The sequence below is a fragment of the Leifsonia sp. 1010 genome (genome assembly GCF_031455295.1).
GTDB lineage: Bacteria > Actinomycetota > Actinomycetes > Actinomycetales > Microbacteriaceae > Leifsonia.
This window is the reverse complement of sequence record NZ_JAVDSL010000003.1, coordinates 35,543-59,068: the sequence shown is the minus strand read 5'-3', so window position 1 is coordinate 59,068 and position 23,526 is coordinate 35,543. Positions and strand designations below refer to the sequence as shown.

The window sequence follows — 23,526 nt, the reverse complement described above, 5'->3', positions numbered from 1 at the left end:
TGCCGGTCAGCGGCGGTCCGCGTACGCGACCGCCGCGCCGAGCCAGGGGGCGATGTCGCGCAGGCCCGCGTCGCTGAAATGGACGCCGTCCACATACAGCGGGTCTCCGTCGGCCGTGGAGGTGGTGCAGCGTCCGTTCGGGCAGACCTTCCCCTTGAGGTCGAGCAGGGTGACCTCGGGGGTGGCGGCGACGAACTCGGCGATCAGGGCGTCGTGCGCGGCGGCCGCGTCCGGCTCGGTGACGGGCGAGTCGGGCCGGGAGTTGGCGAGCAGCACGGGAACGCCCGCTGCGGCGACGATCGTGCGCAGGGTCTCGAGCTGCGCCCGGTAGTGGGAGCGCGCCTCCGGCTGGGCCAGGTCGGTCCACTTTCCGTCGAGCTTCTGGCCGACCGCATCCCAGCCGAGCGTGATCAGCACGATATCGGGATGGGCCTCCGCGAGCGCGTCGCGGTAGCGCTGCTCCCAGGGCAGGCAGTCGCGCGGCACCGCGAGCTCCGGCTCCTCCGGGGTCCGGGTCTGCTCGGGCGAGAAGATCCCGCATCCGCCGACGCTGCGATCGACGACCGAGGTGCGGACGCCCGCCTCCTCCAGCGCGAGCGCCGAGGCGAAGTCGGCGCCGAGCGAGTCGCCGAGGGTGAGCACGCGCACTCCGCCGCCCGCCGTCGTCTGCGCGGGCGGCGTGCCGGCCAGCGCGATCAGCGTGGCGCACACCGTGATCGCTGTCGCGGCGAGCAGACTGCCGGGCTTGCGCCAGCGTGCGCGGCGCAGCGGCTCGGCGACCGCGAAGTGGAGCGCCAGTCCGCACAGGACGCTGAGCGGCAGCACAGTGGTGAGGAGCCCGAGCGGCGCAGTGCCCGGGTTCAGCGTGCTGACCAGCCAGATCAGCGGAAGGTGGACGAGGAAGATCGAGTACGACGCGCGGCCGAGGGTGACGAGTACGGTCCAGCTCAGGAACGCGGTGAGGATGCTCGGGCCGGTCAGGCTCCACACCAGCACCCCGGCGAACACCGCGACGGCCGCGAGGCCGCCGTAGTACAGCCACGACGCCTGGTACGTCTCGGCGGCGATGCTCAGCTGCACGATGAGGAAGGCGGCGACGACACCGACGATCGAGCGCACCAGGACGCGGCGCCCGCGTTCGGTTCGGGCGAACGGCCGCCGCTCGCGCGCCGCGATGATCAGGCCGGTGGTCACCCCGGCGGCCAGGCTGAGGGCGTGCGTGTCCGTCCCGAGGTACGCGCGATCCGCGCCGGAGGTGGAGAAGACGTACGCGGTCCAGATCGACAGCTGCAGGAACAGCCCCGTGCTCACCCAGGCCGCGATGGCGACGCGCGTCGGCCGGGTGGCGACCGTCAGCGGACGGCCGCGCCGGTGGACGAACAGGATGAGCAGCAGGATGGGCGGCCAGATCAGGTAGAACTGCTCGGTCACCGAGAGCGACCACATGTGGCTCAGCGGGCCGGGCGCGACCGCCTCCCAGTAGGCGTCGCCATTGAGGATCTGCTCCCAGTTGGCGATGTTCGCCAGCGAGGCGAGCGCGTGCGGGAGGAAGTCGGCGCGTTCGGTCGGTGAGCCGAGAATCCATACCAGCACGGCCGTGATGGCGAGCGTGACGACGAGCCCCGGCAGCAGCCGCTTCACCCGCCGGGCGTAGAACCGGCCGACGCGGACCTCGCCGCGGAAGTACTCCCGCGTCAGCATCAGGGTGACGAAGACGCCCGAGAGGACGAAGAACACGTCGACGCCGAACAGCCCGTTCGTGTAGAAGCCGGTGTGATAGACGACGATCGACAGGACGGCGACCGCGCGCAGCCCGTCGATCGCCGCGTAGTGGCGGAATCCGGATCGCCCCGCGTCGCCCCCTCGGGGAGCGAGGAGGGCGGACGCGAGGGTGCTGCGGCCCCTCACCGGCTCAGGACGCGGTCGGCGGAGGCCTCTGCGCCCTTCGGGTCGCGGGTCGGGGTGGCGGTGCCGGCCGCGGTCTTCCCTTCTGCCTTCTCCGCTGCCTCGCGACGACGCTTGCGCGCTCGCGCGACGGTCAGGCTGATGCCGCTGACGACGACGAGGAGCACACTGGCGGCCCCGAGGATCATCCAGTTCTCGAACAGCGGCTTCTCCTGGTGGGCGACCTCGAACGTCGCGACGTCGCTGGTGATCTCGCCCCACGCGTTCTGGGTCGCGGTGACGGAGGTGGAGCCGTCGCCCATGTCGACGACCGAGGTGCACGACCAGCCGGAGGCGGTGACCTTGGCCGCGCACAGTACGGTCCCCTGCGGGTCTCCCACGACGACGGATGCGCCCGGCGCGCCCGTTCCGCGGAACTCGGGATTCTTCGAGTCGGCCCGGGTGAAGTCGACGGGGGCGGTGATCGCGACGACCGCGTGCTCGCTCTTCGGGGCGGCCTCCTCGGCGGAGGCGAGGCCGGCGCCGGAGGTGGCGAGGACGACCCCGATGCCGGCGGCGACGAGTCCGATGCGGATACTCTTCATTGTTCGTTGATTCCTTAGTGTGACGCGGGCGCGGAGGCGGCCGCGGAGGTGGTGGACGGGGATGCGGTCGCTTCCCCAGGTTCGGCCGACCGGGCGGTCTTGTCCCACCCGGTGCGGCCCTGGATCATCCGCAGCAGCGCTCCCCAGGCGCAGGCGAACGAGAGGTAGTTCATGACCAGGAAGGCGTGACCCATGAGGATCGCCCAGCCGAGTCCGACCCGACGGTCTCGTCGGAGGTACACGACGGTGGTGAGGATCGACGGCGCGAACGTGAGCACGTACCAGGCGACCAGGCCGACGACGAGCGACAGCGGGCCGTCGACGTACGAGAACACAGAGTCGGCGCGGACGATGAACGTGAACAGCAGCCAGTGCCAGAGGATCGACCAGGGCAGGTCGAACAGCCACGGCACGGAGAGGTAGGCGGACATCTCGAACATGCGCGCGTTCGACAGGTCGGGGTTCTTCCAGATGTCGACGATGCGCTTGCCCGCCGTCATGTGGCCCTGGTACCAGCGGCGGCGCTGGACGATGAGCCGGCGAAGGGACTCGACGCCCTGCTGGTCGACCGACGCCGCGGGAGTCGTCTCCAGCGTCCAGCCCTTGATGAGCAGCGAGATGGCCAGGTCGAGGTCTTCGGTGAGGGACGCCGACCACGGCATCCCGTCGAGTCCTTCGAGGGCCGACATGCGGGTGAACTGGCCGTTGCCCCCCAGGCTGACCGTGCCGGTCTTCCGGCGGCCGAACTGCGTGATGGCCGACATCGACCAGAACTGGAAGTCCTGGAAGCGGGTGAGGAAGTTGGTGTTGCGGTTGCGGATGCGCACAGCGAGCTGCAGGCCGCCGACCTTGGGGTCCTCGAAGATCGGGAGGACGTGCGAGAGCGCGCCGTCGGAGAGGCGGCCGTCGGCATCCATGACGCAGATGAGCACGCGGGCCGGGTCCTGGCCGCGCTCTTCGACGAGCTGACGGACGAGCAGGTAGGCGTCGTTGAGCGCCTCGCCCTTGCCGGTGCGCGCGTTCGGGAGCTGCCGGCTGAGGACGATCGTGTTCGGTCCGCCGTGCTCGCGGGCGACCTCGGCCGTGCGGTCGTCGGAGGCGTCGTCGATGACGATGGTCGTGCTGCGGCGACCGGGGGCGAGGGCTGCGACGGTTGCGCCGATGACGGCCTCCTCGTTCAGGCACGGCACCAGGAAGTAGACGTCGAAGGTCTCCGGCTCGTCGAGGAACGGCTGCTCGTAGCGGGCGTCGCCCTGCACGCCGAGCTTGGTCTTGTTCTTGCGGAGCTCGTGTATCCCGGCACCCATGGCGGCGAGGAAGTACACCAGCGACAGGGAGATGACGACACCGGCGATGGTGTTCAGGATGGGGAAGAGCAGGTCCATCAGCGTACCGACTTCCTGGTGGAGCGGAAGCGGCGGCGCGGGCGACGTCGCGGGACGATCCCGAGGAACACGCCCAGGCTGACGACGAGACCGGCGGTCATCAGGAAGCTGCCGCCGAGACTGTGCGCCCACTCGAAGCCGTCGCGTCCGTACTCGGAGAGCACCCACGCGAGGCCGACGATCCGCACCTGGTTCAGCAAGATCATCAGACCCGCACCGAGGGCGGTGGCCACGACGACACGGACGGTCCGCAGCCGCGGGAGCATCAGGAGCAGCCCGCCGAAGATGACGATGCTGCCGGCGTAGAGCGCGATCGAGCACTCGATCGTGATGCGCAGCGCGAGGAACGTGTCGTGGACGCCGAAGACGACGGCCGGGGTTCCTGCACTGAGCGATGGGAGGGCGTTGGTCGCGAAGAGCCTGTCGACCAGCCAGGCGCCGACCTGCGCCTCGAGGAGGCGGGCGGAGTACTCCTTGACGAGGAAGAGGATGCCGAGCGCGACGACGGCGAGGCCGAGGAGCACGCGGAGGGCGGTCAGCAGCCGACGGGCGGCGCGCCGGGAGGGCGCGGGGGTGGCGGGAGCGATGGTGGACATCGTCGGGTTCCTTCGTGGGCTCGGGAAAGCAGCCCACGGCAGTGGGCGGGTGAACGGGTGTGAGGCGCGCGGAGAGGCCGGCGGAGCCCCGGGGTCGCGCTAGGGACGCGACCCCGGGAGTCCTTCTGCTCGGCCGGTCAGGCCGAGGCGGCCTTCGCCGCGCGGGTGGCGCGACGCCGACGGATGTAGTTGGCGCGCACGAGCGCCAGCCCGACCAGGACGAACGCGGCCGCTACGAACGTGTAGGCGAAGGCGTCGAATCCGGTCGTGGCGAGGGCTGTGGCGCCGGCGATCCCGCCGACGATCGGGGTTGCGGTTCCGTACATGACGTCACCTGTCCAATCTCGTGGGAGTGTTAAGCCTGCTCGGCGTTGCGGCGGCGTCGGACGAGGACGATGCCCGCGAGACCGATGCCCGCGATGGCGGCTGCGCCGCCGATCGCCGGGGCGATGACCGGGGTGTCGGGCTGGTCCTCGGTCCAGGTGAACGTGGCCGACGGCTGGAATTCGCCAGTGACCAACTCGTTCACACCGTCTAAGCCGACCTGATAGATGTCGTACGTAACAGTGCCCTGCAACGCCCCCGGGGTGATCTCGGCGATCTGGAAGGTCGGAATGCTGAGACTCGATATCGAGACTGGGACGCCGGTGGGAGAATCCACCGCGATACGCCACACATTGGCCGGGTACGTCGGGAGGTGGTAAAGGGTGTAGCGGAGGCCGTCCGTGACGATCCGCTGATTGATCGGATTCGTGCCGTCGGGCACGGTGACATCGATCCACACGGTCTCCACCGGCGAACTGAAGTTCCACACCGGACCGCTCAATGCCATGTCCAAGGTCTGGCCCGCGGAGCCCGTGGCGCTTACGAGCGTTCCGCCGCCGCCGGTCACGGTGGGTGGTGCTGCGTACGCCGGGGCAGCCGCGAGCATACCTGCGCCACCGATCCCCGCCACGAGAACGCCGGCTAGTACGGCGTTGCGAAGTTTCGTCATAGTGTTCCTTTCGGGTGTTCGCTTCCACGAAGGGAAGCTCACCCAGGATCACCGGCCCCTTACTCCTACTCAGGCGGAATCGGGCCTATAGAGTAGTGCGCTGCGTATGCCATCAGGGCAGATTGAGTAGAGCCGGCGACCACTGCCCGGTTCCCGTGGGCGCACCGTCGGAGAAAGTGCCCGAAATCTCCGCCTCACCGCGGTGGGGATGGAGATGAGGGAGGCTGAGGCGCGGATCTCCGACGACACGCCCGGCCCGCGGCGGACCGGCGCACACGGTCAGCGCGCGGCGAGGTGCTCCAGCTGCCGGTTAAGGTAGGCGGTCTCGGCCGCGTTGTCCGTCAGCGCGAGCGCGGACTCGTAGGCGGCGCGCGCATCCACCTCCCGTCCCAGCCGCACCAGCAGCATCGCGCGCGCCGCGTGGAACGGGTGGTACGCAGACAGCTGCGGGGCGAGCGCGTCCAGCAGCGCGAGGCCGGCCTCCGGGCCGTCGCGCTCCCCCACCGCGACCGCCCGGTTCAGCCGGACGATGGGCGACGGATCGAGCACCGACAGCTGGTCGTACAGTGTGACGATCTGCGCCCAGTCCGGCGCGTCTCCGTCCGTGTGCACGGCGTTGATGGCCGCCAGCAGCTGGTACCGGCCGGCCGGCTCGCCCGACGCGAGCCGTTCGCGCACCAGGGCGTGACCCTCGGCGATGAGGGATGCATCCCACATCCCGCGGTCCTGCTCCCCCAGCGGCACCAGCTCGCCGGTGGATGAGACGCGGGCGTCGCTGCGCGCCTCGCTGAGGAGCATGAGCGCGAGCATCCCGGTGACCTCGCCGTCGTCCGGCAGGAGTTCGTGGAGCAGCCGCGTGAGACGGATCGCCTCCCGTGTGAGATCGCGTCGAACGGGGGCTGTGTCGGGACCGGAGGCGAGGTATCCCTCGTTGAAGATCAGGAACAGCACCGTCAGCACACCGGAGACCCGGTGCGGCAGGTCCTCAGCGGTCGGCAGCCGGTACGGGATGTTCGCCGCCGCGATCTTCGCCTTCGCCCGGGTGATACGGGCGCCCATCGTGGTGTCCTGGACCAGGAACGCGCGGGCGATCTCCGGCACGTTGAGGCCGCCCACCATCCGCAGGGTCAGTGCGATCCGCGCCTCCAGGGCCAGAGCCGGATGACAGCACGTGAAGATGAGCCGCAGCCGGTCGTCGTCGACCGCGCCGACCGGCTGGGGCTGCGTGTCGTACACGAGGTGCGCCTCCCTGTGCCGGGCGTCGCGGGTGCTCTCGCGGCGGATGCGGTTGATCGCCTTGCGGGTGGCGGTGGTGGTGAGCCACGCGCCGGGATTCGGCGGGATGCCGTCGATGGGCCAGCGCTCGGCTGCGGTCGCGAAGGCCTCGGCGGCCGACTCCTCCGCCAGATCGAGGCTGCCGAACCGCTTGGCGAGCGTGGCGACGACCCGCGCCCACTCCTCGCGGTGGGCCCGGGTGAGGGCGTCGTGCGCGCCGGTGACCTGTCGAGGAGTGGTCACACGACGAGGAGGGGTCGCACCTCGAGCCGGCGGTTACAGGCCTTGGAGCCCTCGGCCATCAGCGCCAGGGCGACGTCGAGGTCGGGTGCTTCGATCAACCAGAACCCGGCCGCCCACTCCTTCGCCTCGACGAACGGGCCGTCGGTGAAGACGGGCTCGTCGCCGCGCCCGTCGATGACGGTGGACACGGACGGGTCGGCCAGTCCGCCGGCGAACACCCAGTGGCCGCCGGCCCGCAGCTTGTCGTTGAAGGCGTCGATCGCGACGGCCTCCTCTTCGGTGCCCGAGTTGCTGCGGCTGTCGATGACGTTCACGAGATACTGCATGCGCTCATCCTCTCCCTTCGGGCCGCCTCCTCGCGGCGGCCTCCACCCCTGCTACGAACGCGGGCGTCGCGTTTCGACAGTGTTGCAGATCGCGCACCGATTCGGGCTAGCTCCCGCACCCCCGCATCCCCCACACTGTGCAGCAGGCGACGCGTCGCACCGCCGTCGGCCGACGGCACGAGAAGGCAGGGCATCCATGGGACCAGTGATCGGCGACATCATCCCTCTTGCACTCGGTGTCGCGATCAGCCCCGTCCCGATCATCGCGGCGATCCTCATGCTGCTGTCGCCGAAGGCCCGCGGGACGAGCGTCGGGTTCCTCGCGGGGTGGCTGCTCGGCATCGTCGTCGCCGTCGTCCTGTTCGCCCTTCTCTCGTCAGTTCTCCCCCAGGGCGACCCGGACGAGTCCAAGCCGATCCTGGGCACCGTCGAGATCGTGCTGGGCCTGCTGCTGCTCGTGCTCGCCGTGCAGCAGTGGCGCGACCGTCCGAGGGTCGGGACCGAACCGGCGCTGCCGAAGTGGATGTCGGCGATCGACACGATGACCGGCGCCCGAGCGCTCGTGCTCGGCTTCCTGCTCTCCGCCCTCAACCCGAAGAACCTGCTTATGGGCGTCGCCGCCGGCATCGCGATCGGCTCCGACGCGCAGACGACGGCGGAGACGGTCGTCGCGGTGATCGTCTACACGGTCATCGCCGCATCCACCGTCGCCATCCCCGTGATCGCCTACCTGGCCGCCTCCGCGCGGATGGCCCGCCCGCTAGGATCCCTGCGCACCTGGCTGGTCTACAACAACGCCACCATCATGGCCGTGCTGCTCCTCGTGATCGGCGTCGTGCTGATCGGCAAGGGGCTCGGGGAGTTCTGACGCCTTCGCTGGAGTCGCGGCGCGGTGGAGAGGGCCCGGCTGAATGCGCCGCGCGCGCCTCTCAGGACGGGTGGCGCTCTGCCAAGGCGGCGAGCACCTGGGCGACGGAGGCGTCGATGGGTGTGCGCGCATCCACCGTTATCGCGCGCTCGTCCGCGCCCGGAGCCACGAAGTCGCTGAGGTGCGCATCCATCACGTCGTCGGTGACGTCGTGGCGGGCGAGGTCGCTGCGGTTCGCCGCGAGACGCGCGCGGATCAGCTCCTCCGGGGCGTCGACGAAGACGAGGGCCGTCTCGGCGTGAGCGCGGGCGGCGAGTTCACGCCAGCGGTCGCGGAGGAACCGCGGCGAACTCGTATCGTCGACGATGACGGTGCGTCCAGCACCGAGCGCTTCCCTGACCCGGGCTGACGCTTCGTCGTTGGTGCGCATCCATTCGGACACCGGGATGCCGGACCCGCCGCGCAGTCCGCGCTCTTCGTTGATGGCGTCGAGGCTGACCCGTTGCGCCCCGAGCCGGTCGGTCAGCGCGAGCGCGAGGGTCGACTTTCCGGAGAACGAGCGCCCGCACATGACAACCAGCAGAGGCGCGTTGCGGGTGGTCATCGAGTCGCACGCGTCGACAGGCCGGACGGAGGCCAGCCGACGGTACGGAGTATGTCGACCGCGACCTCCTCCGGCGTCCGGTCCGTCGTGTCGATGCGCACAACGGAGTCGGGAGCGTCGGCTTCCAGCCGTACCGCGGCGGCCGCACTGCGCGCCAGGTGGGCGTCGAAGGATGCGCCGCGCTCGCGTCGGGCCAGCCGTCCCCGGACCGCCTCGTCGCTGCCCTGCAGGAGGACCGCCTCGATGTGCGCATCCTCTCCGAGTGCGTGTCGCAGCTGCGGGATGGTGACCACGGCCGCCGTATTCGTGTAGACGACCCGGTCGTATCCCAGTTCGCGGTAATTGGACCACATCGCTGCGAGGTTCCGCTCCGCGAGTTGCGCTTCGGGATGGGCGCTCCACGGTGCCGGATACGCCAGATCGAGGTTGTCACCCTCGATTATCGCGTGCGTGACCTCGGCGGCTGAGAGGATGTCGTGGATCGCCAGCGCGACCGTCGACTTCCCGACTCCCGAGCGGCCGCCGATGAGCAGGGCCCTTGTCTCGGCGGTTGCGATCGGCACGCTGGGAATCTATCCGAGCCGCGGCCCCACCGCGCGTCCCGGCCCGCGCGTCCGCCGGATTCGGTCTTGCCGCCGCGCGCACCGCGGGCATACCCTCACGCGCGAACGACTCGAGCCTGAACGTGTGATGCACGCAGCGCTGTGGGAGGTCCCCGTGTCCGTTTCATCAGAGAACAAGACGTCGACAGAGCAGAAGCCGGACGAACCGGAGGCTACCCTCGCCCTCGACCAGGCGTTCGAGCAAGACCTGCGGACGTCGCGGAACGCGTACCTGCGCGCATCCCGGCGGGCCGAACAGGTGAGCGAAGTCCTGGCCGGTATGGATCAGCGGTTCGTGGAGCTGAGCGCGTCCATCGCGCGGCTTGAAGCGCCGGTGATCGCACGCCGCGATCCGAATCCGTCACCGGGCGAGCTGCACACGCTCAGTCTGGTCACCACTGGGAGCAGCGACCGCCTGTTCTTCGCCACTCCGCCGTACGACCGCACCTGGACGACCTTCCAACCGCCGGGAGCAGCCGGGACCGCCGCGCGCGGCCCCAGCGTGTACCCGCAGCAGGCCAGCATGTTCATCGACCTGACCGAGACGTACGTCGACCGTCCGGTGGCGGAGGGCGGATGGATGTACGCGGGAGCTGGGCTCGGGCTGTGGTTCAAACCGAAGGCGCCATCCACCTACGTCCGTGTGTCCGGCCTCGTGGAGTACTCGTACGACTGGGCGGACAGCTCCAGCCTCCAGGTCGCCCACAACCGTGCGCAGCTGTGCGTGATGGTGCAGCACCGCCGCGGCCCTGGCGACATGGAGACCATCCTCGACACCCGCGACCAGCTGTGGGCGGACGGCACCTCCTGGTACGAGGACCACAGTGACAGCGGCGGCGGCTACTGGCCGAATCAGAACTACTTCTGGGGAACCAGCAATGACTGGTACCTCGTCTGGTTCTGGATGAACGGCGGCATCGACTTCTCCACGAAGGCGACGATCGGGTCGAGCAAGGCGTGGCAGGGCTGGCACACCCGGGTGCCGCTCATGGTGTTCGAGCAGTGGGCGTGAGCCCGCCGACTGCTGTCCTGCCATGAGCGCCGGCCGCCGCTACCGTGTGGCCTGTGCGCGCCAAGAAGCGACGGCCGCGTCGCCGTGACATCGTCAAGGACGCCATCGCCGGGATCGTCCTCGGCATCGAGAGCGTGCCGGACGGCCTGGCGTCCGGGCTGCTCGCCGGCGTCAATCCGCTCGCCGGGCTCTACGCGTACTTGTACGGGATGGTCGGGGCGGCCGTGCTCACGAGCAGCACGTTCATGGCGGTGCAGGCGACCGGGGCGATGGCCCTCGTCATCCAGGACGCGAACCTGGAGACGCGTCCCGACCCGGACCGTGCGCTCTTCACACTCGCCCTGCTGACCGGGCTGGTCATGTGCATCGCCGGGCTGCTGAAGGGCGGCCGGCTGATCCGGTTCGTCCCCGCCGACGTCATGACCGGGTTCATCACCGCGGTGGGCGTCAACATCATCCTCGGCCAGCTGTCGGCGTTCACCGGCTACTCGGGCGAAGGCAGCAACCGGGTGACGCGCTCGATCGACCTGCTGCGGCACATCCCGCAATGGAGCATCCCGACCGTGATCGTCGGTGCCGTCACGATCCTCACCATCGTCGTGCTGCAGCGCACACCGGTGGGCGGGTTCGGGCTCGTCATCGCGGTCGTCGTCGGGTCGCTGACCGCCGCCGCTCTGAACCTGTGGGTGGATGCGCGCGTGCCGCTGCTCGGCGACATCGTCGTGGTGCCGGCCGGGCTGCCGTTGCCGACGCTACCGTCGATCGGCGACATCCCGTACCTGTTGATCCCCGCGGTGTCGCTGGCGCTGGTCGGACTCATCCAGGGCGCGGGGGTGTCCGCGGGCATCCCGACGGCGAGCGGGCGGCCGGCGAACGCATCCCGCGACTTCATCGGGCAGGGCGTCGGCAACATCGTGTCCGGCCTGTTCCGCGGCATGCCCGTCGGCGGGTCGATGTCGGGGTCCTCCCTGCTGGTCACGGCCGGAGCGCGGTCGAAGCTGGCGCTGTTCGTCGCGGGTGTCACGATGGCGCTCGTTATCGTGTTCGCCTCGGGCATCGTGGCGCTCACCGCGATGCCGGCGCTTGCCGGGCTGCTCATGACGATCGGCTACGCGGCCATCAAGCCGAGCCGTGTCTACTCGGTGGTGAAGAGCGGGATCCTGCCCACGGCGGTCATGGCGGTCACCTTCGTGCTCACCCTCGTCATCCCGTTGCAGTTCGCCGTGCTCGCCGGAGTCGGGCTCGGCATCATCCTCTTCGTCGCCCGGCAGTCGAACCGGCTGCGGGTGCGGCAGGTACACCTGGACGAGAGCGGCGGGATGCGTGAATCGGATCCGCCGGCCATCGTCGGCAGGCGCGAGGTGATCGTGCTGCAGCCGTACGGGAGCCTGTTCTTCGCGAGCGCGCCCTCGTTCGAGCGGCAGCTGCCGGGCGTCGACGAGGAGACGGAAGGCTCGGTGGTGATCATCCGGCTGCGCGGGACGGACGAACTGGATCTGGCGCTCATCGACTCCCTGCGCCGCTACGCCCGCAGTCTGGCCGCGGCCTCCTCCCAGTTGAAGCTCATCATCAGCGAGGCGGCTGTGCGCCAGCAGCTCGCCGCGAGCGGATTGCTCGCGGAACTCGGCGAGGACAACGTCTACCAGGGCACCGAGTGGATCGGCAAAGCAGTGCAGCTCGCGTGGGCCGACGCCCAGCGCTCCGTCGCCCGCGAGTGACCCCTCCCTCGTATCCCACCCACCGTCGAGTACGCACAAACTGCACGCTGTGAGCCCCCGGGGCGTGCAAAGTTTGCGGACTCGACGGTGGGCGGAGGGGTGAGATGCGGAGGGGGTCAGGGGGCGTCGAGACGGCCGGGGGCTCCGTGGCCGGGGCAGACGAGGCGCGGGCGGAGCGACGCGATGAGGTGCTCGGTTTCGAGCGCCTGGGGCTTGTCGCTCGTGAGGAGGGCGGGCATCTGCCGGAGCCGGCCGGCACGGACCGTCACCGCATCGCCCGCGAAGACGACGCCGCGGTGCTCGACGATGACGTGGCCCGGCGTGTGACCGGGCGCGGCGATCGCGCGTACGCCGGGAACGATCTCCGTCTCCCCCGCGTCCGGCAGCTCGTGCAGGCCCGCCGGAACCTCGGTGGCCCGCGAGACCCGCGCCAGGAAACGGCGGAACCGGGTCGGCGGAGGCGTCTGGCTGCGGAGGATGTCGGCATCCCGGGCGCCGATCCACACCCGGGCTCCGGTCTCCCGCTGCAGGGCCGCAGCGGATCCGGCGTGATCGGGGTCGTAGTGGGTGAGCACGATGTCGGTCACCGGGCCCAGGCCGTGCTCGTCTCGGAGTTCGGCGATCAGGGCGGATGCGCCACCGGGCGTGCCGGTGTCGATGACGACGGACGCCTCGCCCGTGTCGACGAGATACGCGTTGGCGCCCGTCGCCTTCCGCAGGCGGTAGACGCCGTCGGTAAGTAGCTGCATGCGCTCAGCTTCGCACGCCGCAGGCGCGTTCTCGCTAGCGATCCGCCGGGGTGCCCGACGGCGGCCCTTCGAGGCTCCCCTCGTCGAGCAGCTGCAGGCCGAGCGGCGTCGACGCGGAGACGACCAGCGCGTTCACCCAGTCGCGGTTGATCTCGGGGAAGCGGCCGCCGGAGTACTTGAAGTGCAGGTCGGTCTGCGGGCCGATCCACACGCCGCTCCGGCCGTCGCCGACCGACTCGTTGTCGCGCCAGTTCAGCATGAAGGTCTCGTGGCGCCGGAGTTTCGTGGAGATCGCGATCTGGAGGTGGGCGAGGACGCGGTCGTCGAAGCTGATGGCCAGGCGGGCGGCGCCGTAGAAGAGGGTTCCCATGTGTGTGATCTCACCTCGTGTGGATGGTGCTGCTCATCCGAAGTCCTCCTCCGGCAGGTCCGAGTTGCGGCCGATGACGGGGGACGACGGCTGGAGGCGTGCCGTCTTGTCGCGCATCGAGCGGGTCGACTCCGCATCCCGCAGGTCCGCGCCGCGGTCCAGGGCCGGTGCGGTGAACAGCTGGCTCGCCGGCCCGATGAGCAGGCGGGTCTCCCCGCGCAGGCCCTCGTCGGAAAGCGCCGGCACGACAACCAGGTCGGACTTGCCGACATCTGCGAGGGCCTGTGCGTACCGCACCAGGGCGTCGCAGACGTCGTCGTCGAGGAAGATGTGCCCTCCCGCGTAGTAGAGCTTCTGCATATACCCATCAATCGCACGGATCGTCGCCGTTTTCCAGGGGCAACCGTGCCTGTCCGCACGGGCACCCGCTGTCGTACCCTCGGCTGAGCGGACGGCGCATGGGCTGCCGACTCGCCGCGGGCTCTCCGGCGAAAGGAGTCGCATGCTGAGCGTCATCGGGCAACTCCTGCCGCTGGCCGTCGCGGTCGCGCTCAGCTCCGTCCCGATCCTCGCCGTTCTCGTTCTGCTGCTCGGTGCCGCCCGGCCGCGGGTGCCGACCCTGTTCGTCGTCGGATATGTCGCGGGCCTCGTCACGATCACGTCGCTCTTCGCGATCTTCCTGCACGCCATCCCCGCGAACACCTCGGTCGGACCGGAGCCCTTCGTCGGCGTCCTGGAGATCCTCGTCGGCGTCGCCCTGCTCGTCTACGCGGTCATCGAGCTGCGGCGGCACCCGCAGGCGGCGGAACGCGAGACGCTCCCCCGCTGGATGGTGGCCCTCGGCCGGATGCGCTCCCTCCCGGCCCTCGGGCTGGGGTTCGCGCTGAACATCCGGCCGAAGTCCATCCTGCTCGCCATCGCCGCCGGTCTGGTGATCGGGCCGGCGAAGCTCCCGGTGTCCGAGGACGTCATCGTCATCGCGATCTATGTGCTCATCGGGGGCAGCTCGGTCGGCGGGCCGGCGTTGTTCGCCCTCATCCGTCCCGACAAGGCGCGGCCGGCGCTCGCCGCGACCGAACGCTGGTTGCTGCGCAATGACACGACGGTCGCGATCATCGTCGCGACCGTGATCGGCACGGTCATCATCGGCAACGGGCTGTCACGCTTCTGAGCCCGGCGGCGGATCGGACTGCCGAGGATCATCCCGCCGGCTTTTCCAGCCCGAGCAGCGGATACAGCAGCCGGACGCCCTCGGTGAGGCCGCCCATGAGCGCACCCCTGCCGTGGCCGCCGGTCGGCAGATCGGCGAACGCGGAGTCGATCCCGGCCGCTCGGGCAGCGGCGGCCGCCCGGAGCGCGACGTGGTGATACGCGGGGTCGTCGCGGCAGGCGGTGAAGATCGCCGTCATGCCCGGATGCCGGAACTGCCGCAGCTTGACGAACGGCTTCGCCGCCTCGTACGCCTGACGATCGCCGCCGAACTGGTCGCGCAGGGTCGCGTCGGGATGCTCGGCTCCGGGGAACTCCTCCCCCGAGATGTCGAGGATGCCGCCGTACAGCTCCGGATGGTCGATCGCGAACGACAGCGCGCACAGTCCGCCGTTGGAGTACCCGGCCGCCGTCCAGAACCGGTGGTCGCGGGTGACGGGAAGGTTGCCCTCAGCCCAGGCCGTGACATCCGTCGTCACGTAGGTCTCGGCCTCCCCGAACCGCGCGGTGTCGAGGCACAGCGTGTCGTCGTAGGGGCTGCCCAGCTGGTCGGCCACGACGACGACCGGCGCGAGGCCGTGGTGGGTGGCGGCGTACTGGTCGAGCACCTCGGCGATGGGCTCCGGGTCGGGATTGCCGGGCTGGCCCATCATCATGACGATCAGGGGAAGGGCGGGTGGATGCGCCACGCGCGCCGCCGGCGGCAGGTACAGCCCGGCATCCCGCGCGTGGAATCCGCTCGCGGTCGACGGAATCTTCGCCGTGCCGACCAGCCCGTGCGCGGGCATGTCCGCGGGCGGCGTCCAGTGCTTCCAGAGCGACGAGTCGTACCCCGTGGAGGCGAGCGCGGGCGGGGCGAGTTTCAGCGGCTTCTGGACGGCGATGGCGAGCACGCTGCCGAGGGTGCGGTTGAGCCCGTAGTTGGCGTTGATGCCGACGCCGGCCGCCAGGAGGAACACCGGGACGGCGGCGATCGCGACGGCCATGCGCCAGGCGGGACGCCTCCCGATGCTGACGACGGCGATGGCCACGCCGACGAAGGCGACGGCCATCCAGGCGTAGTTGCCGAAGCCGAGCGACTCGCCGAACAGGTTCAGCCAGCGGATGCAGACCAGCCAGGTCGCGACGGCGGCCAGTATCCCCGCCACAGCCGCGAGAGCGATCCGCAGCAGCCAGCGCGGCGACGGGCGACGGAGCAGGAGTCCGACCAGCAGCGCGGCCGCCAGCGTGAACACCACCACGGGCACCGGCCCGTCGACGACGTCCAGCGCCAGCAGTCCGTCGAACACGCGGCCCCCTCGTTCCCCCGGACCGCAGGACGGGTCCCTCAAGCAGCTCGACTATACAAGTGTTCGCCGAACGAACAGGCCGACTCGTCGGCAGAGTCTGCGGAGGTTCGCAGATCGGCGGGAGGCGGCCCCCGAGCGCGGGTCTTGCGCAAGAGAAATATTACCGTAGAGTGACCGGGACGAATTTTTGCATGCGTGCAGATCGGCGGCGAGAGGAACCCGTGAGCGACGAACGACAGAGCCGCCCCCAGTCTGAGGAGGCAGCCCCGCAGGCTGTTCCTCCGGTCGACGCGTCGACGCCCTCGGCGGCTTCAACGCCCCCGGCTTCGCGGCGCCGCGGCCGGTTCTGGATCGTGGCGACCGCAGCCCTCCTGCTGATCACCGGTGGGACGCTGGCCGCGGGATGGGGCTGGCGCGCGCTCGCCGCGGAGGCCGAGTCGCAGGCGCACCGGGAACTGGTGGCCGCATCCACCGCCCTGGACGACGTCACCGACCGCCGCGGAATGGCGATCGACAAGGCGCGAGCTGCGCTGCTGTCACTGTCCGCATGGGGCGTGAAGCAGCGTCCGGACTACCTGCAGGAGTCGACGGCGAAGAAGCTGTCCGACGCTCAGGTGTCACTGACGAAGGCGTCGAAGGGCCTGACGTTCACTCCGTTCGACCCGCCGCAGGTGGCCGCCGGCAGCCCCGACCTGATGCCGTGGAGCGTCTCCGCCGACGTGCAGCGCACTCTCCAGCTCGCGAAGCAGGAGGAGACCACCCGCCGCACGCGGGCGGCGGAGCTGAAGGCCCTGACCGCGGCGCAGAAGGCCGTGTCGACCAGCGCGGCCGCGGTCTCCGCCGAGCTCACCGCGCACGGCGAGCAGGTGCTCACGGCCGACACCTCCGCGACCTACGAGAGCAAGGTCACCCTGCGGCATGCCATCGACGACGCGAAGGCGGACGTCTCGGCGGCCTCGACGATCGACGGTTCTCGGCTGCTCGCGGTGATCTCGGCGATCGATGGCGTCAACACTGCGCAGGCCGCGGGCGAGGCGGCCAAGCAGGACCCGGCGTATCCGGTGCGCGCGCAGATGGAGGCCTACGCCCGCTCCATCGCCCACGGCGTCACCCTCGACTTCCAGTGGCACGAGAAGGTCAGCGGCCTGGGCGAGGGCTGGTACTCCGGGACGACGATGTACCACGAGGGCGACGGCGGCTGGGCGACGATCGACCTCAACTTCAGCCTGCAGGAGGGCTGGACCTACGGGGACATCAACGCGAAGGCCCTGATCACCCACGAGGTCGGGCACGCGCAGGTCGTCCGTCCGGAGTGCAAGCCGCTGTTCGACGGTCCGACCTTCCAGGGCGACGACGAGATGTGGGCGACGGCGTGGGCGATCGCGATGGGCTTCGACGTGCCGGGCTCCGGCATCGAGGCCTACGGCCGCCCCAGCGACCAGCAGATCGCGGTCGCCGGGCAGTGCCGCTGACCGGCCGGCCGCAGGCGCGCTAGACGAGCAGCGCGCCTCCATCGACGGGGATGGACGTCCCCGTCATGAACTCCTGGGTCATCGCGTACACGAACGCCCGGGCGACATCCTCGACCTCGCCGACCCGGCCGACGGGAAGCACGGCGGCCTGCTGGTCGTACATCGCCTGCTGGTCGTCCGCGCTCATCCCGGACCACAGCGGGCTGCGCACGATGCCCGGCTCGACCACGTTCACGCGCACGGGCGCGAGCTCGACCGCGAGTGCGCCGGCCAGGCTCGTCATCGCGCCGCACAGGCTGGAGGCGACCGCCCATCCTGCTCCGGGCCGTGTGCGGGCGGACCCGGACGTGAGGGTGATGGACGCGCCGTCTGCCAGGTGAGGCTTCGCGGAGGCGACGGCGTTGAGGGCGCCGAAGTAGCGCACCTGGAAGAAGCCGCGTGCCCGGTCGAGGTCGAGTTCGTCGATCGGCATCAGGCTCAGCGGCTCCCCCGCCGTGTAGGCCAGGTGGTCGACCTCCCCGGTCTCGGCGAAGAAGGCACGCAGGTCGGCGGGGTCGAGGACGTTCACTGCTCGACCGGATGCTGTGGGCAGCTGGGCGAGCGCCGCATCCACACTCGCTGTGCGGCTGGATGCGATGGTCACCCGTGCGCCGGCGTCGAGCGCCGCGCGGGCCGTCGCCATGCCGATGCCGGAGCTTCCGCCGATGACGACGACGTGCGAGTTCTTCAGAGACATGGGGGTTCCTTTCGGTGGGACGGATCCAGTGTTCCGCCGAGCCGCCGCGAGCGTCCAAGACCTCTTTCGCCTCCGGTGACACCCGGTGGGTATCAGTGGCATCATCGACAGATGAACACCGACCTCGATCTGCGGCGACTGCGCTATTTCGTCGCGGTGGCGGACACGCTGAACTTCGGCCGTGCGGCGGAGGCGCTGATGATCGCGCAACCGGTGCTCTCGCGGCAGATCCGGGTGCTCGAGGCGGAGCTGGGCGTTCAACTGTTCGTGCGCGACACCCGGGGCACGCAGCTGACGGAGCACGGACGGATGCTGCGCGACGAGGCCGAGACCCTGCTCGCCGCTGCGGCCGCCGTCCGCCGTCGCGTCGCTGTCGCGGCGCGCGGCGAGACGGTGTTCACCGTCGGATTCATGCCCGGACTCACGGTCACCCGCGCGGTGCGAGCGTTCCGTGAGACACATGCGCACGTGACGGTCGAGGTCATGCGGACGACGTGGGAAGAGCAGTCGCGCGTCCTCCTGGACGGCCGCGCCGACGTCAGCTACCTGCGCGAACCCTTCGACGCCGGCGGCATCGCCTCGGTCCGTCTGTTCACCGAACCACGGGTCGCGATGCTCCCGTCGTCGCATCCGCTCGCGGAATCCGCCGAGGTGCGACTGGTCGACCTCAGCAGCGAGCAGCTTCTGCAGGACCCCGCCGCGGTGCCCGAATGGACGGCGGCCGAAGGGGGCTCGCGCCGCGGACGGGCGCCGCGGCGCAGGCCCAGCCGCACGGTCGAGGAGAAGCTCGAGCTGGTCGCGATGGGAGCGGGAATCGCCGTCCTCCCCCTCTCGACCGCCACGTTCTACATCCGCCCGGATGTGCGCGCTGTGCCGGTTGTGGACCTGGCGGAGACCGCGGTCCACCTGGGCTGGGAGTCCTCTCGGCGCTCGACGCTCGTGGCGGACTTCGTGGCGGTGGCGTCCGCCGCCGACGTCATCCGATCGGAGGATGTGCGCTCGCACGTCTGATTGAAATAGTGGATGCATGAGCATCCGCAGGTCAGTGACTTCCCCGCGCCGAACATCCGCCCATCGTCTCGGCGGCCTCCGCCTCCTCGCCGGGGCCGTCGTCGGGGCGCTGCTGCTGACGGGGTGCGTGTCGGCGACGAAGCCGAAGATCGTCCCCCCGACCACCCTCAGCTCGCACACGGACGAGCAGGTCGCCCCCGAACTCGAGCCGTACTACAAGCAGGATGTGTCGTGGGCCCCCTGCCTCGACCCGGGGATGCAGTGCGCCGACCTCATCGCGCCCGTCGACTGGGCCAACCCCGGCGGAGAGCGCATCACGCTGGCGATCGCAAAGCGGCCGGCGGAGAGCGGAAAGGCGCGCGGTTCGATGCTGATCAACCCGGGCGGCCCGGGCGGCTCCGGCATCGAGTTCCTGCGCGGCTTCCAGGGCTCGAAGGGCGTCATGTCCGACTACGACGTGGTCGGGTTCGACCCGCGCGGGGTCGGTAAGTCCACCCCGATCGTCTGCTTCACGGATGACCGCGATCGCGACCGGATGCTGTCCGGCACGTTCCGCGACCCGTACGGCTCGGCCGGCTGGGAGAAGGAGCTCGAGACGCGCCAGAAGGCGTGGGTCGACGCGTGCGTGAAGAACACCGGCCCGCTGCTCGCCCACATCGACACCGCCAGCGTGAGCCGCGACCTCGACATGATGCGAGCAGTGCTCGGCGACGACAAGCTGAACTATCTGGGGATCTCGTTCGGAACGTACATCGGCAGCGTCTATGCGGCACTCTTCCCCGCCAAGGTCGGACGGATGGTGCTCGACGGCGCCGTGGAGCCGCCGTACGGCTCGTTCGAGAGCAGTGTCCGGCAGGCCGCCGGCTTCGACCGGGCGTTCGCCGCGTATCTCACGAAATGTCTGAAATCTGCCGACTGTCCCGTACAAGGCCCTCTGACGAAGGCCAAGAAGCAGGCGCACGAGCTCATCCTCAGCGTCGACCGCACGAAGCCGAAGGCGTCCGACGGTCGGCTCCTCGACTCGTCCACGGTCGTGGACGCGATCGCCTACAACCTCTACGCCGAGTACTCCTGGGACACCGTCACCGAGGTGCTGCGCGCGGTGAAGAAGGGCGACCCTGAACCGGTCTTCGAGCAGGCCGACAGCTCCAACGAACGCCTGCCGGACGGCGAGTACTTCGGGCGCTTGATGGATGTGTTCTTCGCCGTGGGGTGCGCGGAACCCAACCGTGACGACAGCCCGGGCTTCCAGGAGGGCATCGACCGGATCAGCAAGGCCGCGCCGGTGCTCGGCTCCATCGGCGTGTACGACAATTTCGCGGCGAGCGAGAAGGCGTGTGCGCACTGGCCCTACCCGAAGCCGACGGAGACCCTGGACTTCACGGCGCCGGGCGCCGCGCCCATCCTCGTCCTGGGCACCACCGGCGACCCGGCGACGCCGTACTCGCAGGCCGTCGCGCTGTCGAAGCTGCTGTCGAGCGGGGTCCTGGTCACGCACAAGGGCGAGGGCCACGGCGCCTACGGACGCGGGGTCGGCTGCATCGACGGCATCGTCGACGACTACTTCGTCCGAGGGAAGGTGCCCGGGTCGCAGCCCACCTGCTGACCTGCTGGCTTTCCGGCGCTCGTCCGCATCCCTAGGGTGCAGACATGGATGGCGATGTCACGTTCGAAGCGGTGATGCAGCGACCGGGCCTGGTCGATGCGGTGATCCGGCTGACCGCCGGCCCCGGAGAGCCGCCCGCCGCACTACGCGGCCGGGCGCGGTACCGGGACGACGAGGTGTGGGAGGTGTTCGTCCTCGACGACAGCACCGACTGGCCCCGTCGCGCGGTGTACCGGTTGGTGGACCGGATGGATGACGACGGCGACCCGCTTCCGGAGGAGACATGATGCGGGTCGCCGAGCGCACCTCGCGCTTCCGGGCGCGCGCGGCGCAGCTGCCGGTGGTCGCCTTCGGTCGGCCGGGACCGGAGCGCGAGGACGTGACGCGTCACATCCTGGATGGAGCGCGGATGGCGACCACTACTCCCCTCGCCGACTACCTCCGCGACGGGGAGCCGCTTCCGGTGCCCGGCACCCGCTACCAGCTGGTCGACTCGAACGACGAGCCGGTCGCGATCATCGAGCTGGCGGCCGTGATCACCTGCCGCGTCGACGACGCCGACCTGGCGCCCGCGCGCCCCGCCGTCGCGGGCGGGACCGACGATGCGGCGGCCCGCTGGCAGGCCGCCCACCGTGCGGCGTGGCCCGGCATCGACGGCGATACGGAGATCGTGGTCGCGGAGTTCGAGCTCGCTGAGCTGCCCAGTCGTCACCGAGCCGTCCGCATCGCCTGAGGGGCGCCGGCGGCATCGTCCGAGCGGCGACGTCAGGCGGAGCTCAGAGCGCGAGCGGCGGCCGCTCGACGCCGGGCGTCATGGCGTCCGCGGGGTCGTCGCCGATCGCGAGGATGCGGTTGGCTGCGTCGACGTGCACCACGGTCGGGACGAACGTGCGAGCCTCTGCGTCGTCCAGCTGCGCGTAAGAGATGACGATGACCGTGTCGCCGACATCCGCGAGGTGAGCGGCCGCGCCGTTCACGCCGACGACGCCGCTTCCCGGCTCCCCGGCGATCAGGTAGGTCTCGAAGCGCGCGCCGTTGGTCACATCCACCACGGCGACCTGTTCGCCCGGCAGCAGGTCGGCCGCCGCCATCAGGTCGCTGTCGACGGTCAGCGAGCCGACGTAGTGGAGGTCGGCGTGCGTCACCGTCGCGCGGTGGATCTTCGACTTGAACATCGTTCGGAGCACGCCCCTATCCAACCAGGTCGGCCTCCCGGCCATTCCCCCATGTAAAAGAGCTTTGACATCGTGTCTACTCGGGCTTACACTCGCCATGTACAGAAACTTTGACATGACCGAGTGAGGTGGAAGCGGCGGATGTCGTTCGACGAAAAGAACTCGTGGGTCTACCTGGTGACCGCGGTCGCCGGGTATGCGACCTACCTGATCCTGCTGGCCGCCCTGGGGCCGGATGCGTACGTACCGCTCCTGCTCTGGACGGTCGGCGGGGCGATCGTGGCCAACATCCTGGCGCGGATCGTGCTGGCGATCGGCAACCGGCGGGATGCGGGCAAGCGCGACCAGCGCGACCGCGAGGTGTTCGCGTTCGGGGAGCGCGTGGGCGGCGCGTTCGTCGTCATCGGCGCCGTCGCGGCCCTCCTCCTCTCGCTCGTCGAGGCGCCGTGGTTCTGGATCGCCAACGCTGTCTACCTGGCGTTCGTGCTCTCCGCGATCGTCGGCGCCGCCGCCCGACTGACCGCGTACCGCCGGGGGATGCCGGAATGGTGAAGCCCACGCGCGTGACCAACTCGCTTCGCGCGCTGCGCTTCGCGGCCGGCGAGATGACGCAGGCCGAACTCGCCGAGCGGGTCGGCGTCACGCGGCAGACGATCATCGCCATCGAGCAGGGGCGCTACTCCCCCTCGCTCGAGATGGCCTTCCAGCTGGCGCGGGTGTTCGGGGTCCCCCTCGACGACGTCTTCCAGTACCCCGAGAACTGAGAAACAGGACTGAGACAGGAGATCCCGATGGACACGAACGAGGGCCGCACGATGCGGGCCGTCACCCAGGACGCCTACGGACCGCCGAGCGCGCTGCGCGTCGAGCGCATCCCCGTGCCGGTGCCCGGCGAGAACCAGGTGCTGGTGCGCGTGCGTGCGGCCGGGGTGGATGCGGGCACCTGGCATCTCACGACCGGCCGGCCGTACCTGATGCGCGCGATCGGATTCGGCTGGCGCGGCCCGAAGGCACGCGTGCGCGGTCTCGGGTTCGCCGGAGTGGTCGAGGAGGTCGGCGCCGGCTCGCAGACCGCCTGGCGGGTCGGGGAGGCCGTGTTCGGGTCGGCGGACGGCGCCCTGGCGGAGTTCGTCGTCGCGCCGGCGGACGACCTCGTGGCCGTGCCGCCCGGCATCGGTTTCGAGGAGGCCGCGGCCGTGCCGATCTCCGCCGTGACGGCACTGCAGGCTGTCACCGCGAGCGGTGTCGGCGCGGGCGACCGCGTGCTCGTCATCGGTGCGGCCGGCGGCGTCGGCCACATCGCGGTCCAGCTCGCAGCGGCCCGCGGAGCCCAGGTGACCGGGGTCTGCAGCGGACCGAAGGCGGAACTCGTCCGCTCCCTCGGCGCGCACGACGTCGTCGACTACACGACGACCGACATCCTGACGCTCGGCCGGGTCTACGACGCCATCATCGACACCGCCGGCAACCGCCCGCTCACCGCGCTGCGCGGCATCCTGAGCCCCGCCGGCTCGGTCGTGCTCGTCGGCGGCGAATCCGGTGGCCCGCTGCTCGGCGGCATCCAACGGACGGCGGCGGCCGGGATGCTCGACCGCTTCACGAAGCAGCGCCTCGTCGGCCTCATCGCGCGCGAGCGGCCGGAGGACCTGCGCGAGCTGGCCCGGCTGCTCGAAGACGGATCCTTCCGGCCCGTCATCGACACCGCGTATCCCCTCGAGGAGACGGCCGCCGCGGTGGCGCACATCGGCGAGGGACGCGCGCGGGGCAAAGTCGTCGTCGTGCCGTGACCGGCGGTGC

Annotated in this window: 28 protein-coding genes; 12 read left to right on the top strand and 16 right to left on the bottom strand. The window is 70.4% G+C overall.

The window, feature by feature from the left end; genetic code table 11:
- Positions 1-6 precede the first annotated feature (6 nt).
- From J2Y42_RS13860 to J2Y42_RS13825, 8 genes are all read right to left on the bottom strand, one after another.
- The gene (locus J2Y42_RS13860) at positions 7-1,908 is read right to left on the bottom strand and encodes an acyltransferase family protein (RefSeq protein WP_309859734.1); all 1,902 of its coding nucleotides are present in this window, start codon (positions 1,906-1,908) and stop codon (positions 7-9) included.
- A complete protein-coding gene (locus J2Y42_RS13855; protein WP_309859733.1) occupies positions 1,905-2,489 on the bottom strand; it encodes a hypothetical protein in 585 nt (194 codons plus the stop codon). Before J2Y42_RS13855 ends, J2Y42_RS13860 begins: the two co-directional genes overlap by 4 nt.
- Before the next feature lie 14 nt (positions 2,490-2,503).
- Entirely contained in the window at positions 2,504-3,874 is a 1,371-nt protein-coding gene (locus tag J2Y42_RS13850; protein ID WP_309859731.1) for a glycosyltransferase family 2 protein, read from the bottom strand.
- Positions 3,874-4,470: an exosortase R gene (gene xrtR / locus J2Y42_RS13845; protein ID WP_309859728.1), complete on the bottom strand. Its 597-nt coding sequence runs from the start codon at positions 4,468-4,470 to the stop codon at positions 3,874-3,876. Before xrtR ends, J2Y42_RS13850 begins: the two co-directional genes overlap by 1 nt.
- A gap of 137 nt (positions 4,471-4,607) precedes the next feature.
- Positions 4,608-4,796: a hypothetical protein gene (locus J2Y42_RS13840; protein ID WP_309859726.1), complete on the bottom strand. Its 189-nt coding sequence runs from the start codon at positions 4,794-4,796 to the stop codon at positions 4,608-4,610.
- Positions 4,797-4,825: 29 nt separating this feature from the next.
- Entirely contained in the window at positions 4,826-5,362 is a 537-nt protein-coding gene (locus tag J2Y42_RS13835; protein WP_309859723.1) for a peptide ABC transporter substrate-binding protein, read from the bottom strand.
- A gap of 381 nt (positions 5,363-5,743) precedes the next feature.
- The gene (locus J2Y42_RS13830) at positions 5,744-6,982 is read right to left on the bottom strand and encodes a DUF6596 domain-containing protein (RefSeq protein WP_309859720.1); all 1,239 of its coding nucleotides are present in this window, start codon (positions 6,980-6,982) and stop codon (positions 5,744-5,746) included.
- Positions 6,979-7,308 carry a YciI family protein gene (locus J2Y42_RS13825; protein WP_309859717.1) on the bottom strand — a complete coding sequence of 110 codons (330 nt, stop codon included), beginning with the start codon at positions 7,306-7,308 and terminating at the stop codon, positions 6,979-6,981. The genes J2Y42_RS13830 and J2Y42_RS13825 overlap by 4 nt, the downstream gene beginning before the upstream one ends.
- Before the next feature lie 196 nt (positions 7,309-7,504).
- On the opposite strand from J2Y42_RS13825, the gene J2Y42_RS13820 reads away from it, so the two are divergent.
- A complete protein-coding gene (locus J2Y42_RS13820) occupies positions 7,505-8,176 on the top strand; it encodes a GAP family protein (RefSeq protein ID WP_309859713.1) in 672 nt (223 codons plus the stop codon).
- A 61-nt stretch (positions 8,177-8,237) separates the two neighbouring features.
- Here the strand turns inward: J2Y42_RS13820 and J2Y42_RS13815 are convergent, their stop codons facing one another.
- Positions 8,238-8,780 carry an ATP-binding protein gene (locus tag J2Y42_RS13815; RefSeq protein ID WP_309859710.1) on the bottom strand — a complete coding sequence of 181 codons (543 nt, stop codon included), beginning with the start codon at positions 8,778-8,780 and terminating at the stop codon, positions 8,238-8,240.
- Positions 8,777-9,343 (bottom strand): ATPase, encoded by a 567-nt coding sequence (locus J2Y42_RS13810; protein WP_309859707.1) that lies wholly within the window; start codon positions 9,341-9,343, stop codon positions 8,777-8,779. The genes J2Y42_RS13815 and J2Y42_RS13810 overlap by 4 nt, the downstream gene beginning before the upstream one ends.
- Positions 9,344-9,497: 154 nt before the next feature.
- Here J2Y42_RS13810 and J2Y42_RS13805 point away from each other — a divergent pair, with 154 nt between their 5' ends.
- Positions 9,498-10,394, top strand: coding sequence for a hypothetical protein (locus J2Y42_RS13805; protein ID WP_309859704.1), 897 nt, complete (start codon positions 9,498-9,500; stop codon positions 10,392-10,394).
- Between the two features lie 53 nt (positions 10,395-10,447).
- Positions 10,448-12,112: a SulP family inorganic anion transporter gene (locus J2Y42_RS13800; RefSeq protein ID WP_309859702.1), complete on the top strand. Its 1,665-nt coding sequence runs from the start codon at positions 10,448-10,450 to the stop codon at positions 12,110-12,112.
- Between the two features lie 116 nt (positions 12,113-12,228).
- Here the strand turns inward: J2Y42_RS13800 and J2Y42_RS13795 are convergent, their stop codons facing one another.
- The 3 genes from J2Y42_RS13795 to J2Y42_RS13785 are packed head-to-tail and all read right to left on the bottom strand — an operon-like array spanning position 12,229 to position 13,591.
- The gene (locus J2Y42_RS13795) at positions 12,229-12,861 is read right to left on the bottom strand and encodes an MBL fold metallo-hydrolase (protein ID WP_309859699.1); all 633 of its coding nucleotides are present in this window, start codon (positions 12,859-12,861) and stop codon (positions 12,229-12,231) included.
- A gap of 34 nt (positions 12,862-12,895) precedes the next feature.
- Complete coding sequence (locus J2Y42_RS13790; protein WP_309859697.1) at positions 12,896-13,231, bottom strand: ATP-dependent DNA ligase; 336 nt, start codon at positions 13,229-13,231, stop codon at positions 12,896-12,898.
- 33 nt (positions 13,232-13,264) lie between these two features.
- Positions 13,265-13,591: a hypothetical protein gene (locus tag J2Y42_RS13785; protein ID WP_309859695.1), complete on the bottom strand. Its 327-nt coding sequence runs from the start codon at positions 13,589-13,591 to the stop codon at positions 13,265-13,267.
- 142 nt (positions 13,592-13,733) lie between these two features.
- Here J2Y42_RS13785 and J2Y42_RS13780 point away from each other — a divergent pair, with 142 nt between their 5' ends.
- Positions 13,734-14,402 carry a GAP family protein gene (locus J2Y42_RS13780; protein ID WP_018191028.1) on the top strand — a complete coding sequence of 223 codons (669 nt, stop codon included), beginning with the start codon at positions 13,734-13,736 and terminating at the stop codon, positions 14,400-14,402.
- A gap of 28 nt (positions 14,403-14,430) precedes the next feature.
- On the opposite strand, the gene J2Y42_RS13775 is transcribed toward J2Y42_RS13780, so the two are convergent.
- Positions 14,431-15,729 (bottom strand): alpha/beta hydrolase-fold protein, encoded by a 1,299-nt coding sequence (locus J2Y42_RS13775; protein WP_309859693.1) that lies wholly within the window; start codon positions 15,727-15,729, stop codon positions 14,431-14,433.
- A gap of 221 nt (positions 15,730-15,950) precedes the next feature.
- Here J2Y42_RS13775 and J2Y42_RS13770 point away from each other — a divergent pair, with 221 nt between their 5' ends.
- A complete protein-coding gene (locus J2Y42_RS13770) occupies positions 15,951-17,201 on the top strand; it encodes a hypothetical protein (RefSeq protein ID WP_309859690.1) in 1,251 nt (416 codons plus the stop codon).
- Between the two features lie 19 nt (positions 17,202-17,220).
- Here the strand turns inward: J2Y42_RS13770 and J2Y42_RS13765 are convergent, their stop codons facing one another.
- Positions 17,221-17,937, bottom strand: coding sequence for an SDR family oxidoreductase (locus J2Y42_RS13765; protein WP_309859688.1), 717 nt, complete (start codon positions 17,935-17,937; stop codon positions 17,221-17,223).
- A 111-nt stretch (positions 17,938-18,048) separates the two neighbouring features.
- Here J2Y42_RS13765 and J2Y42_RS13760 point away from each other — a divergent pair, with 111 nt between their 5' ends.
- The 4 genes from J2Y42_RS13760 to J2Y42_RS13745 are packed head-to-tail and all read left to right on the top strand — an operon-like array spanning position 18,049 to position 21,287.
- Positions 18,049-18,948, top strand: a complete 900-nt coding sequence (locus J2Y42_RS13760; RefSeq protein ID WP_309859685.1) for a LysR substrate-binding domain-containing protein — start codon at positions 18,049-18,051, stop codon at positions 18,946-18,948.
- A gap of 16 nt (positions 18,949-18,964) precedes the next feature.
- Positions 18,965-20,554: an alpha/beta hydrolase gene (locus tag J2Y42_RS13755; protein ID WP_309859682.1), complete on the top strand. Its 1,590-nt coding sequence runs from the start codon at positions 18,965-18,967 to the stop codon at positions 20,552-20,554.
- Between the two features lie 44 nt (positions 20,555-20,598).
- A complete protein-coding gene (locus J2Y42_RS13750; protein ID WP_309859680.1) occupies positions 20,599-20,841 on the top strand; it encodes a hypothetical protein in 243 nt (80 codons plus the stop codon).
- On the top strand, positions 20,838-21,287 hold the full coding sequence (locus J2Y42_RS13745; protein WP_309859676.1) for an ASCH domain-containing protein: 450 nt from the start codon (positions 20,838-20,840) through the stop codon (positions 21,285-21,287). Before J2Y42_RS13750 ends, J2Y42_RS13745 begins: the two co-directional genes overlap by 4 nt.
- A gap of 43 nt (positions 21,288-21,330) precedes the next feature.
- On the opposite strand, the gene panD is transcribed toward J2Y42_RS13745, so the two are convergent.
- Entirely contained in the window at positions 21,331-21,741 is a 411-nt protein-coding gene (gene panD / locus J2Y42_RS13740) for an aspartate 1-decarboxylase (RefSeq protein ID WP_309859673.1), read from the bottom strand.
- Positions 21,742-21,870: 129 nt separating this feature from the next.
- Here panD and J2Y42_RS13735 point away from each other — a divergent pair, with 129 nt between their 5' ends.
- Genes J2Y42_RS13735 through J2Y42_RS13725 form a run of 3 tightly spaced genes read left to right on the top strand, consistent with a single transcriptional unit; the run spans position 21,871 to position 23,516 of the window.
- Positions 21,871-22,281 carry a hypothetical protein gene (locus J2Y42_RS13735; RefSeq protein ID WP_309859671.1) on the top strand — a complete coding sequence of 137 codons (411 nt, stop codon included), beginning with the start codon at positions 21,871-21,873 and terminating at the stop codon, positions 22,279-22,281.
- Entirely contained in the window at positions 22,275-22,493 is a 219-nt protein-coding gene (locus J2Y42_RS13730) for a helix-turn-helix transcriptional regulator (RefSeq protein WP_089875838.1), read from the top strand. Before J2Y42_RS13735 ends, J2Y42_RS13730 begins: the two co-directional genes overlap by 7 nt.
- A 27-nt stretch (positions 22,494-22,520) precedes the next feature.
- The gene (locus J2Y42_RS13725; protein WP_309859668.1) at positions 22,521-23,516 is read left to right on the top strand and encodes an NAD(P)-dependent alcohol dehydrogenase; all 996 of its coding nucleotides are present in this window, start codon (positions 22,521-22,523) and stop codon (positions 23,514-23,516) included.
- Positions 23,517-23,526: the final 10 nt, after the last annotated feature.

Bases quoted from the DNA above. Each gene is read 5' to 3' on its own strand.
- J2Y42_RS13765 (WP_309859688.1), bottom strand. From the start codon at position 17,937: ATGTCTCTGAAGAACTCGCACGTCGTCGTCATCGGCGGAAGCTCCGGC.
- J2Y42_RS13745 (WP_309859676.1), top strand. From the start codon at position 20,838: ATGATGCGGGTCGCCGAGCGCACCTCGCGCTTCCGGGCGCGCGCGGCG.
- J2Y42_RS13780 (WP_018191028.1), top strand. From the start codon at position 13,734: ATGCTGAGCGTCATCGGGCAACTCCTGCCGCTGGCCGTCGCGGTCGCG.
- J2Y42_RS13790 (WP_309859697.1), bottom strand. From the start codon at position 13,231: ATGGGAACCCTCTTCTACGGCGCCGCCCGCCTGGCCATCAGCTTCGAC.
- J2Y42_RS13855 (WP_309859733.1), bottom strand. From the start codon at position 2,489: ATGAAGAGTATCCGCATCGGACTCGTCGCCGCCGGCATCGGGGTCGTC.
- xrtR (WP_309859728.1), bottom strand. From the start codon at position 4,470: ATGTCCACCATCGCTCCCGCCACCCCCGCGCCCTCCCGGCGCGCCGCC.
- J2Y42_RS13820 (WP_309859713.1), top strand. From the start codon at position 7,505: ATGGGACCAGTGATCGGCGACATCATCCCTCTTGCACTCGGTGTCGCG.
- J2Y42_RS13785 (WP_309859695.1), bottom strand. From the start codon at position 13,591: ATGCAGAAGCTCTACTACGCGGGAGGGCACATCTTCCTCGACGACGAC.
- J2Y42_RS13735 (WP_309859671.1), top strand. From the start codon at position 21,871: ATGTCGTTCGACGAAAAGAACTCGTGGGTCTACCTGGTGACCGCGGTC.
- J2Y42_RS13850 (WP_309859731.1), bottom strand. From the start codon at position 3,874: ATGGACCTGCTCTTCCCCATCCTGAACACCATCGCCGGTGTCGTCATC.
- J2Y42_RS13760 (WP_309859685.1), top strand. From the start codon at position 18,049: ATGAACACCGACCTCGATCTGCGGCGACTGCGCTATTTCGTCGCGGTG.
- J2Y42_RS13840 (WP_309859726.1), bottom strand. From the start codon at position 4,796: ATGTACGGAACCGCAACCCCGATCGTCGGCGGGATCGCCGGCGCCACA.
- J2Y42_RS13730 (WP_089875838.1), top strand. From the start codon at position 22,275: ATGGTGAAGCCCACGCGCGTGACCAACTCGCTTCGCGCGCTGCGCTTC.
- J2Y42_RS13795 (WP_309859699.1), bottom strand. From the start codon at position 12,861: ATGCAGCTACTTACCGACGGCGTCTACCGCCTGCGGAAGGCGACGGGC.
- J2Y42_RS13825 (WP_309859717.1), bottom strand. From the start codon at position 7,308: ATGCAGTATCTCGTGAACGTCATCGACAGCCGCAGCAACTCGGGCACC.
- J2Y42_RS13755 (WP_309859682.1), top strand. From the start codon at position 18,965: ATGAGCATCCGCAGGTCAGTGACTTCCCCGCGCCGAACATCCGCCCAT.
- J2Y42_RS13815 (WP_309859710.1), bottom strand. From the start codon at position 8,780: ATGACCACCCGCAACGCGCCTCTGCTGGTTGTCATGTGCGGGCGCTCG.
- J2Y42_RS13750 (WP_309859680.1), top strand. From the start codon at position 20,599: ATGGATGGCGATGTCACGTTCGAAGCGGTGATGCAGCGACCGGGCCTG.
- J2Y42_RS13725 (WP_309859668.1), top strand. From the start codon at position 22,521: ATGGACACGAACGAGGGCCGCACGATGCGGGCCGTCACCCAGGACGCC.